This is a genomic window from Flavobacterium sp., assembly GCF_020217025.1.
Classification (GTDB): Bacteria; Bacteroidota; Bacteroidia; order Flavobacteriales; family Flavobacteriaceae; genus Flavobacterium.
The window spans coordinates 1-10,000 of record NZ_JAIWOF010000221.1; the positions used below are offsets into that span (position 1 = coordinate 1).

General features: G+C 31.7%; 12 protein-coding genes, 3 tRNA genes and 1 pseudogene. 10 read left to right on the top strand and 6 right to left on the bottom strand.

Features of this window, described 5'->3' with window-relative positions; genetic code table 11:
* Window positions 1-250 precede the first annotated feature (250 nt).
* Both LDL23_RS11550 and LDL23_RS11555 read right to left on the bottom strand, forming a co-directional pair.
* On the bottom strand, window positions 251-994 hold the full coding sequence (locus LDL23_RS11550; RefSeq protein ID WP_291265839.1) for a hypothetical protein: 744 nt from the start codon (window positions 992-994) through the stop codon (window positions 251-253).
* 264 nt (window positions 995-1,258) lie between these two features.
* Entirely contained in the window at window positions 1,259-2,359 is a 1,101-nt protein-coding gene (locus LDL23_RS11555) for a hypothetical protein (protein WP_291265840.1), read from the bottom strand.
* A gap of 80 nt (window positions 2,360-2,439) precedes the next feature.
* Between LDL23_RS11555 and LDL23_RS11560 the strand changes: the two genes are divergently transcribed.
* Genes LDL23_RS11560 through LDL23_RS11570 form a run of 3 tightly spaced genes read left to right on the top strand, consistent with a single transcriptional unit; the run spans window position 2,440 to window position 3,900 of the window.
* Window positions 2,440-2,829, top strand: coding sequence for an RNA-binding S4 domain-containing protein (locus LDL23_RS11560; protein ID WP_026726148.1), 390 nt, complete (start codon window positions 2,440-2,442; stop codon window positions 2,827-2,829).
* A 1-nt stretch (window position 2,830) separates the two neighbouring features.
* On the top strand, window positions 2,831-3,397 hold the full coding sequence (locus tag LDL23_RS11565) for a methyltransferase domain-containing protein (protein ID WP_291265841.1): 567 nt from the start codon (window positions 2,831-2,833) through the stop codon (window positions 3,395-3,397).
* Window positions 3,398-3,405: 8 nt separating this feature from the next.
* Window positions 3,406-3,900, top strand: coding sequence for a phosphoribosyltransferase family protein (locus LDL23_RS11570; RefSeq protein ID WP_026726150.1), 495 nt, complete (start codon window positions 3,406-3,408; stop codon window positions 3,898-3,900).
* Here the strand turns inward: LDL23_RS11570 and LDL23_RS11575 are convergent.
* The gene (locus LDL23_RS11575) at window positions 3,892-4,407 is read right to left on the bottom strand and encodes a shikimate kinase (RefSeq protein WP_291265842.1); all 516 of its coding nucleotides are present in this window, start codon (window positions 4,405-4,407) and stop codon (window positions 3,892-3,894) included. The genes LDL23_RS11570 and LDL23_RS11575 overlap by 9 nt on opposite strands.
* A 129-nt stretch (window positions 4,408-4,536) precedes the next feature.
* Here LDL23_RS11575 and LDL23_RS11580 point away from each other — a divergent pair.
* The 7 genes from LDL23_RS11580 to LDL23_RS11610 all read left to right on the top strand — a co-directional run bounded on the left by LDL23_RS11580 (window position 4,537) and on the right by LDL23_RS11610 (window position 8,693).
* A tRNA-Lys gene (locus LDL23_RS11580) sits at window positions 4,537-4,609 on the top strand.
* Between the two features lie 29 nt (window positions 4,610-4,638).
* Window positions 4,639-4,711 (top strand) — tRNA-Lys (locus LDL23_RS11585).
* 45 nt (window positions 4,712-4,756) lie between these two features.
* Window positions 4,757-4,839 (top strand) — tRNA-Leu (locus LDL23_RS11590).
* A 141-nt stretch (window positions 4,840-4,980) separates the two neighbouring features.
* Complete coding sequence (locus tag LDL23_RS11595) at window positions 4,981-5,880, top strand: MerR family transcriptional regulator (RefSeq protein WP_291265843.1); 900 nt, start codon at window positions 4,981-4,983, stop codon at window positions 5,878-5,880.
* 55 nt (window positions 5,881-5,935) lie between these two features.
* Window positions 5,936-7,396 (top strand): NAD(P)/FAD-dependent oxidoreductase, encoded by a 1,461-nt coding sequence (gene crtI / locus LDL23_RS11600; protein ID WP_291265844.1) that lies wholly within the window; start codon window positions 5,936-5,938, stop codon window positions 7,394-7,396.
* Between the two features lies 1 nt (window position 7,397).
* Entirely contained in the window at window positions 7,398-8,237 is an 840-nt protein-coding gene (locus LDL23_RS11605; protein WP_291265845.1) for a phytoene/squalene synthase family protein, read from the top strand.
* A 12-nt stretch (window positions 8,238-8,249) separates the two neighbouring features.
* On the top strand, window positions 8,250-8,693 hold the full coding sequence (locus LDL23_RS11610; protein ID WP_194097199.1) for a sterol desaturase family protein: 444 nt from the start codon (window positions 8,250-8,252) through the stop codon (window positions 8,691-8,693).
* A gap of 26 nt (window positions 8,694-8,719) precedes the next feature.
* Here LDL23_RS11610 and LDL23_RS11615 read toward each other — a convergent pair whose 3' ends face one another.
* From LDL23_RS11615 to LDL23_RS11625, 3 genes and pseudogenes are all read right to left on the bottom strand, one after another.
* Window positions 8,720-9,253: a DUF4252 domain-containing protein gene (locus LDL23_RS11615; RefSeq protein ID WP_291265846.1), complete on the bottom strand. Its 534-nt coding sequence runs from the start codon at window positions 9,251-9,253 to the stop codon at window positions 8,720-8,722.
* 3 nt (window positions 9,254-9,256) lie between these two features.
* Window positions 9,257-9,784, bottom strand: coding sequence for a DUF4252 domain-containing protein (locus LDL23_RS11620; protein WP_291265847.1), 528 nt, complete (start codon window positions 9,782-9,784; stop codon window positions 9,257-9,259).
* 8 nt (window positions 9,785-9,792) lie between these two features.
* Window positions 9,793-10,000, bottom strand: a pseudogene (locus LDL23_RS11625) (hypothetical protein); the annotation flags it as partial.

A 10,000-nucleotide genomic window follows, 5' to 3' on the forward strand; every position in this document is an offset into this window, starting at 1 on the left:
AATTCATCATCTTTCTCCACACCATTAAAGCCATAACGGTAGCTATTGCTGCTTCCGTGTCGGTTAGGCACGAGCATTCCGAAAGGATAGTAGTCAAAAATTACTTCACACCAATATCAGAAATACTTAACAGTAATTCAAGAAAACCTAAAAAAGGTGAAATTTGGACAAAATCCACACTTTTTATTTGTAAGAACGTATTTCAAATATATAACTTTTTTACTTCTGCTTTTAAAAAGTCAGGTTTTTATTAATGTACTCCCACAATTTTTAATCCTCCGCCTTTTAGTTTTACAAAACTTCCGTTTACTTCTTGTAAAAAACACACCTCCAAAACAGCTACATAAAAATTAGAATCTTGAAGAGTAGGAGTAAATGATAAAACTAAATCATATATAGTGGCGTCATTCAAGTCAATCAAAGCTATAGAACTTGTCTGAGTTATTGGTGTTGTAAAATGTTCAAAATCTAATTTCGCAACATGTAATTGTAGTTGTATTTGGTCAGCACCTTTTGGGGTAATAAGAGTAGAAGCGCAAAAATCTAAAAACTTTAAACTACCGGCAGTAAAATCAACCTCCATTTTAAAAGGAAAGTAACGACTAAACTTTTGGGTTTTATCAAATTCAAAAGCCAAAAGCGCTTTTTTACCTTCCGCAGTAAGCATTCCATTTCTAACGGTTCTATTCCCTCTGTTTTGTATCTCATCTAATTTTAAAATCTCTTGAAACAAACTCACAATATGGTTGTGCACATAGGGTATTCTTAGTGGTAACAAACAAGCAGCAATAGCGCTTCTAAAATATTTCCCCACTTTAGCACAATGCGCAAATTCAGAACTATTTTCTCTAACACGAGCATAATTAGCACTATTCTTAAATTTCTCACCATCAAATCCACCCGTTTTCCGTATCACAATTTTACCATTCATCTCATAAAATGATAAACCATCAAATTTTCCTGTAAACTGTACAATTCCTTTTAACTTTCCCATGAACAATTTATTGTAAATAGTTACTCATAATTTTATTTAAATATATAGCACTGATATAGCATAGATATAGCACTAATAAAGCACTGATAGTAGGTACAAATTTAACACAAAAAGTACAATATCAATTACTTAAATTTAGGTAATAGATAAAGCATTTTTTAAAAAGGGTGTTTAATGAAAATAGATGTAAAATGTAGTAATAAAAAAAGCAACTCCTAAAAGTTGCTTTTTTTAGTATTTTCCAAACTAAATTGTTAGCATATTTTAATTTTGATAAGGTGGCTTGCATGTCTTATCTAAATGTCTTCTCAATCTAGCAACATCCGTAAAATCGGCTTCAATAGGTGAAGGTAATGTTGAAGGTGAAACAATTGGACCCGTGAATTTTCTTGGTATGCCTCTTCTATCATCATATGGCGTTGATGGATCATCTGTTGTTGCTCCTTGAAATGGATAATAACTAGTTTTCGTCTGACCTCCATCTACATAGGTGAATTTTACTTCAGTTTTTGTTAAAAAACCATCTCCATCATCATCAATATCTAGGTAATCTGGTTGACCGTCTCCATCGGTATCTTTAGCTGTCTTTTTAAAATTTACAGTACCATTTACATAATCAACAATATCGCCAACTTCTGGCTCTCTATACTCATCTTTTGTTAACACCTTATCACCATCATGGTCTCTGTATCGTAATCCTTTTAATCCAAAAGTAAAAATTAATGGTGAATAAGCTGGAATCAACCCTTTTTCTTCATTAAAATAAGCTAAACCACTCGGCACAAACATTACTCCAGCTCCAAAATTAGAGTAAGAAACGTCTCCATTAAGTGGATTTTCAGAAAAATCACCTGTTTTAAATAAAGGGAAAATTTCACTCCATCCAGAAATCACATCTTCTAATTTAAACCATGTTGGCGTCAAGGCTTGATCAAAAACTGTTTGTTTTGTATAAGTTGTTGAAACACTACCCACCACTTCAGTAACTTTTTCAAAAACAATTCCTTTATAAGATGCATATACCGAATCTAAAGGAGTTGGATTCAAATTTTGTCCTTCATTCATTTTTAAATAATATATCACATAATTTATATCATTTAACTTTCTTTGAATAGTGTCCAATTCTGTCATATCCCAAATGGCCTGTTGCGTTCCTCCTTCAGGAATTTCTGCAAATACCGTATTATAATCCGCATCAATTGTTACATAATGTGTATGTAAAAATTCTTCGATTTGGTCGATATTTTCATTATATACTTCAAGTTCATTTCTAACTACAATTGAAGTTCCACCATCATCAGAAGGACAAGCGTAGAAAGCAAAAGCAACTGTTAATAAAAGGGCTATTTTTAAAAGACTTCTCATTATTGTAAAATTTATAGGGCGCAAGATACAATTTTCATTTATTTTTGTAGAAATATTAACATGGTTTTTTGAATTATATTATGCGAATAGATAAACTTTTATGGTGTTTACGATATTATAAGACCCGAAGTATAGCTACTGAAGCTGTAAAAAAAGGACATATAACCGTTAATGGACAGGTGGCAAAGGCATCAAGAGAGGTTTTTGCTATGGATAAAATTACACTTCGAAAAGACCAAATCAACTATAAATTAACCATTTTAGATGTCCCTCAAAATCGTTTGGGCGCTAAATTGTTAGACATGTATCGCAAAGACGAAACGCCAAAAGAAGCTTTTGAACATTTAGAATTACTAAAATTATCTAAAGAACACTACAGAGCCAACGGAACGGGGCGTCCTACTAAAAAAGAACGTAGAGATATCGACGACTATTTAGATGATAATATAGAAACTGAAGAAATTAAATAAGATGAACTACTGGGAAGAACGCTATCAAAAAGGAGAAACGGGTTGGGATGCAGGTTCTATTACAACTCCTCTAAAAGAATACATCGATCAATTAACCGATAAAAATCTTAGAATTTTAATTCCAGGTGCCGGAAATGGTTATGAATTTGATTATTTAATTGAAAACGGATTTCAAAATGTTTATGTGGTTGATATTGCCGAAACTCCTTTAAATAATATCAAAATTAGAAAACCAGAATTTGTTTCTCATTTAATCCATTCCGATTTTTTTGCCTTGGATATGACTTTCGATTTAATCTTAGAACAAACGTTTTTCTGCGCTTTACCTCCTGAAATGCGTCCGCAATATGTTGAAAAAATGGCTTCACTTTTAAATCCGAAAGGAAAATTAGCGGGATTATTATTTGACTTTCCATTAACTACTGAAGGTCCGCCATTTGGAGGTTCTGTAACCGAATATTTGAATCTATTTTCAGATAAGTTTACCATTAAAACCTTAGAAAAAGCACATAATTCGATAAAGCCACGACAAAATAAGGAACTCTTTTTTATCTTTGAAGTCAAATAACAACACACATGGAAAATATTATTTTAACGCACGAAGAAATCAAACACAAAACCAAACGAATTGCTTACCAAATTTACGAAACCTTTGTTAATGAAGAGGAAGTGATTTTGGCTGGAATTGCTAACAATGGCTTTATTTTTGCTGAAAAAATAGCTGCAGAATTAGCTTTAATTTCGGATTTGAATGTAACGCTTTGTGAAGTTAAAATCAACAAACAACAACCACAAGATGTTGTAACCACTTCTATAACTCCTGAAGATTATAAAAATAAAGCCTTAGTCTTAATTGACGATGTTTTGAGTTCTGGAACTACCTTAATTTATGGCGTAAAACATTTTTTAGAAGTACCATTAAGCAAATTCAAAACAGCAGTTTTAGTAGACAGAAATCACAAAAAATACCCTGTAAAGGCTGATTTTAAAGGGTTATCTTTATCCACTTCATTACAAGAACACATTCAAGTTGTTTTCGAAGAGAATAACTCATATGCCTACTTAAGCTAACAAAGCCTTAATTTCATCTGCAATTTGCTCTACCGACTTGTCATCTACGGTAACGATTTTCGTGGCTTGATGATAATAAAAGTTTCGGTCGAATAAATGTTTATTGATAAAATCTTTCAAACTAACCTCATCTTGATTGTGAAGCAAAGGACGTTGGGCTTTCTCTTTTATCAATCGACTTACCAATGTATCAACTGAAGCTTTTAAATAAATAGAAAACACATCCTCTTGAAGCAATAATTCATGATTATTATAATAACAAGGTGTTCCTCCACCTAAACTTAAAACAAAGTCATTTTCTTTCGCTAAAAAAGTTTTCAGAATTTCATTTTCTTTTTTACGAAAATAAATTTCACCTTTGGTTTGAAACAATTCAGCAATTGAAATTTGAGTTTCTTTTTCTATTTCTTGGTCTAAATCATAAAAAGGAATTTGAAGCTTCTCTGCTAAAAAAGCACCTATTACCGACTTACCACAACCCATGTAACCTAATAATATTATTTTCATAAATAAATAATCCCTTATAAATTAAAGGGTTAAGAAATTAATTGTAAAAAAAGACAAATTTATAAGAAATTCCCATTGCAAAATAAATAAATGTTTATATATTTGCACCCGCATTCAAGGAAATAAAATGACTTGGTAGCTCAGCTGGTAGAGCACATCACTTTTAATGATGGGGTCCTGGGTTCGAATCCCAGCCAGGTCACTACATAAAACTTATTTCTTGAACGCACCGACTTGGTAGCTCAGCTGGTAGAGCACATCACTTTTAATGATGGGGTCCTGGGTTCGAATCCCAGCCAGGTCACAAAAAAATTAAAGACGTTGCATTGCAACGTCTTTGTTGTTTTATGGCCAAGTGGAGAAACGGTAGACTCGCCATCTTGAGGGGGTGGTGCTCGTAAGGGCGTGAGGGTTCAAATCCCTCCTTGGTCACTTTTGTTACAATTTATTCTCAATCCTATCCCCTATATTATATTTGTTTAACCAAATTTAGACTATCGTTAAACATTTTTACCAAAATACTTTTTTTGTTCACTTTTTTTATTACTTTTGTTAAACAAAATGAAATGAGAGATGAACAACGTTAAAAATGTTTTCAGTATCAAAGATTTAGAAAATCTTTCAGGAATAAAAGCACACACGATTCGTATCTGGGAAAAACGCTATAATGTATTAGAGCCTATGCGTTCAGATACTAACATTCGTTCGTATGATATTAAGAATTTACAAAAGCTTTTAAATATCGTATTACTTCACAATTACGGCTATAAAATTTCAAAAATAGGCACGCTTAATCAGGAGCAAATTAACAAGTTAGCCAACGACATTATTTCCGAAAAAAGTGCAAAAAATCACGCCATTAGTACTTTCAAAATGGCAATGATGAATTTTGATCAATCTTTGTTTTTCAATACATACAATCAATTATTAAGTGAGAAATCATTTCGTGAAGTATTTTACACTGTTTTTATACCACTGATGCAAGAAATTGGATTTCTTTGGCAAACCGAGACCATTTCTCCAGCACACGAACATTTCATTAGTTATTTAATCAAACAAAAACTTTTAATAAATACAGAAAAAGTACAAATACTAGAACCAACAAGAACAGACAAAGTTTTTGTGTTATTTCTTCCATTAAATGAAGTTCACGAACTTGGATTAATGTATTTGAATTACGAAATCCTATTAAAAGGCTACCAAACCATCTATCTTGGAGAAAGTATTCCAACTGACAGCTTGTTAGATTTAATTAATTCTTACGAAAAAATATCTTTTGTAAGTTATTTAACCGTTGAACCAAATCAGGAAGAAATTGATAATTATATGATTGATATTCAAGCGAAACTTATTGAAAACACCAATCATGAATTGTTATTATTAGGCAGAATGACACAATCGATATCATCCAAAGTCATCAAAAATAACGTACATGTATTTAATAGTATAGAAGAACTTTCAAATACTTTATAAAAAGATTTGTTTTGTTTAACTTTTTTACTATTTTTGTTAAACAAAATAAAAACAAGTGAGTAAAAACATCGCCATAATCGGTTCAGGATTTTCTTCGTTAGCTGCAGCTTGCTATTTAGCAAAACAGGGTAACGATGTAACTGTTTACGAAAAAAATAGTACCATAGGAGGAAGAGCGCGTCAACTTAAAAAAGAAGGCTTTACATTCGATATTGGGCCAACATGGTATTGGATGCCCGATGTATTTGAGCGTTTCTTTGCTGACTTTGGCAAAAAACCTTCAGATTATTATGAGTTAATTAAACTCTCACCAGCTTATCAAGTCTATTTTGGACATTTGGATTTTGTTACTATTGCCGATAACTTACCAGAAATTGTAAAAACTTTCGAATCTATAGAGAAAGGAAGCGGAAAGCAATTAGAGCAATTCATGGCGGAAGCTAAAAGCAATTATAATATCGCCATTAAAGATTTGGTATATCGTCCAGGAGAATCGCCTTTGGAGTTAATTACTTTAGAAACAGCCAAAAAAGTGAATCAATTTTTCAGTAATATTAAAAAAGATGTTCGAAAACGATTCAAAAACATGAAATTGGTTCAAATTTTAGAGTTTCCCGTTTTATTTTTGGGAGCAAAACCAAGCGACACGCCTTCTTTTTACAACTTTATGAACTTTGCCGACTTTGGTTTGGGAACATGGCATCCAAAAAACGGAATGTATTCGGTAATTTTAGCTATGGAAACATTGGCGAAAGAATTAGGAGTCAAAATAAAAACTAATGCTAATGTTCAAAAAATTGATGTTACCAACGGAAAAGCGACTGGCTTATTAGTAAATAACAAAATCATTACAGCTGATATGGTTCTAAGTGGCGCCGATTATCATCATTCGGAAACTTTATTGGATGAGAAATATCGTCAGTATTCTGAGAAATATTGGGAAAACAAAACATTTGCTCCTTCTTCGCTCCTATTTTATGTTGGGTTTGATAAGAAAATTGAAAACGTAGAACATCATTCTTTATTCTTTGATGTAGATTTCAATATTCACGCCGAAGCCATTTACGACAATCCAAAATGGCCTGAAGAACCTTTGTTTTACGCAAGTTTTCCATCAAAAACTGATAAAAACTCAGCTCCAGAAGGAAAAGAAGCTGGAATCTTTTTAATTCCTTTGGCACCAGGATTAGAAGATACAAACGAGTTAAGAGAATTATACTTTGAAAAAATAATCACCCGACTAGAACGACTAACTAATCAAAGTGTGAAAAATAATATTATCTTTAAAGAATCGTTTTGTGTAAATGATTTTGTTAAAGAATATAATTCGTACAAAGGGAATGCATACGGTATGGCCAATACCTTATTGCAAACCGCTTTTTTAAGACCTAAATTGAAAAGTAAAAAAGTACAAAATTTGTATTTTACTGGACAGTTAACCGTACCAGGACCGGGAGTTCCACCGTCCTTAATTTCAGGAAAATTAGTTGCCGATTTAATAAAAAAGTATCAATAGTATGAAGTCCATTTTTGATAACGTTTCATTTGATTGTAGCGTAAAAGTTACGAAAGCGTACAGCACATCATTTTCATCTGCTGTAAAAATGTTGGCTCCTAGTATCCGACAAGACATCTATAACATTTATGGTTTTGTTCGCTTTGCGGATGAAATTGTAGATACTTTTCACGATTACGATAAAGAAGCCTTGTTTTCTCAGTTTGAAAATGAATTAAGTTTAGCGCTATCACAAAGAATTAGTTTAAATCCAATTTTAAATTCATTTCAACATACTGTGAATAAATATAATATTCCACAGGAAATGATTGATGCCTTTATGAAAAGCATGAAACTTGATTTAAGCAAAAGTGAATACAAAACAACAGAAGAATATCAAGAATATATTTATGGTTCAGCTGATGTTGTGGGATTAATGTGCTTGAAAGTTTTCGTAAACGGAAATGATGAAAAGTACAATGAATTAAAAGATTCAGCTATGCGATTAGGATCAGCTTTTCAAAAAGTGAATTTCTTACGCGACTTAAAAGCAGATTTTGAAGAATTAAGTAGAACTTATTTCCCTAATACCGATTTGAATCATTTAGATGAAAAATCAAAACAAGAAATCATTGCTGATATTGAAAGTGATTTTGAAGCTGCTTATGAAGGAATTAAAAACTTACCTTTAGAAGCTAAATTTGGCGTTTATACGGCATACAGATATTATAAAAAATTATTGAAAAAGCTTCAAAAAACACCTTCTTTAGAAATCAAAAATACGCGTATACGAGTTTCTGATTATCAAAAAGTAGAATTATTGGCCAGATGTTACGTCAAATACAGATTAAATATAATTTAAAACTAATATAGTATGTGGTTACACGTTTTAGTATTTTTCACAACCTTTTTCTTCATGGAATTCATGGCTTGGTTTAGTCATAAATATATTATGCACGGATTCTTATGGAGTTTACATGCCGATCATCACAAGAAAGATCATGATTCATGGTTTGAACGTAATGATGCTTTTTTCATTTTTTATGCTGTTGTGAGTATTGGCTGTTTTTTATTGTGGCAACACAATATCTTAGAAATAGGATTAGCAATTGGATTAGGAATTTTCGCTTACGGATTGGCCTATTTCTTAGTACATGATATTTTTATTCACCAACGATTTAAATTGTTTAGAAATGCAAACAATCGTTATGCTAAAGCTGTTAGACGCGCTCACAAAATGCATCACAAACACATAGGAAAAGAACACGGAGAATGTTTTGGAATGTTAATCGTTCCTTTGAAATACTTCAAAAACTAAAAAATCCCGCAGTTGCGGGATTTTTTTTATTTCATAAGTTGTTGTAAGGATTTCAGTTGCTCCATATCGACTTGTGATTTTTGGAGTAAACTCAGCATATTCATTATATGCGTTGGATTCATATCGTTTCCTAAAACACGAACTACTGCAAAACCATTTTCTTTCTTTCCAGCTAAAACTACGAACTCTTCAATGTGTTCATCATCATTCCCAACGAAATAAATAGCTGCTCCATCGTTTCCAGAACCTACTTTCATTAATTGCTGATAGCTTTCGTCTTTCAAAATAGCTTTTACTTCTTTGATTTCTTTATCATATCCTGATATATCAGTAGAATCAGCTCTGAAAGCTAAAATATTCATTTTATCAAACGATTCTAAAGCCGCTTTTTCAGTTTCAGACAAAGTAACTTTATCTGTTTTAATGATATTAGAAGCTAAGTCTAATGCAATGAACTTAGATGATTCCGTATTTTTTACAAAATACTTTTGAAGCGTTGGTTTTTCTTCACAACTCCAAAGTAAAATCACACTTGAAACAAGTAATAGAAACTTTTTCATGGTTTATTTTTTTGAAGCTTTTTTCAAATCATCACCACCAGGTAAATTCATTTTTTCGGTTAACATAGAAATTTCATCTAAACTAAAGTTTCCAGTTAATGATAAAACAATTGTACTAGCATCTTTCATATTAGCTCCTTCAATAAACATTAAAAGTTCTTTTACAATGTTTTCGTTAGCACCTGATTTTACATAAATTTTCACATTTTTACCATCGCCATTTACACGCATCAATTCTTCTAAAGGATTCGATTTTAAGTAACTATTTACAGTCGCTTTCATATCGGCACCTAATTTTGCATTACTCGTTGTAAACACTTTTAAGTTGTCTAATTTTTTAAGCAAGTTCATGTATTGTTGCATTTCTTTATCTTTTGCATCCACTTTAACTTTACTCATCATTTCAAACATCTTCTTATTCACAATAACAGATGCTACACCTTCTTTATCTTCAAATTTATCAAAAGCGCCTTGTGCAAAAGAAACTGTTGATACCATTAAAAATGCTATAACTACTACTAAATTTTTCATTTTTCTTATTATTTAAAAATTGTTTTTTTTGTTTTTTCGTATTCTTCTAAATATACTACACTTTCCATGCCAATGTTAACTTGTTCTGAAACCATTAATAAGGCTTTCTGTGTAGCGGCAAAGGCTTCTTCTGGATTATCATATGTTCCTAAATCTTCTTTCTTAGGTTCGGATGGATAAAAATAGAAGGTTGCCAATCCAAAAAGTACAACAAAA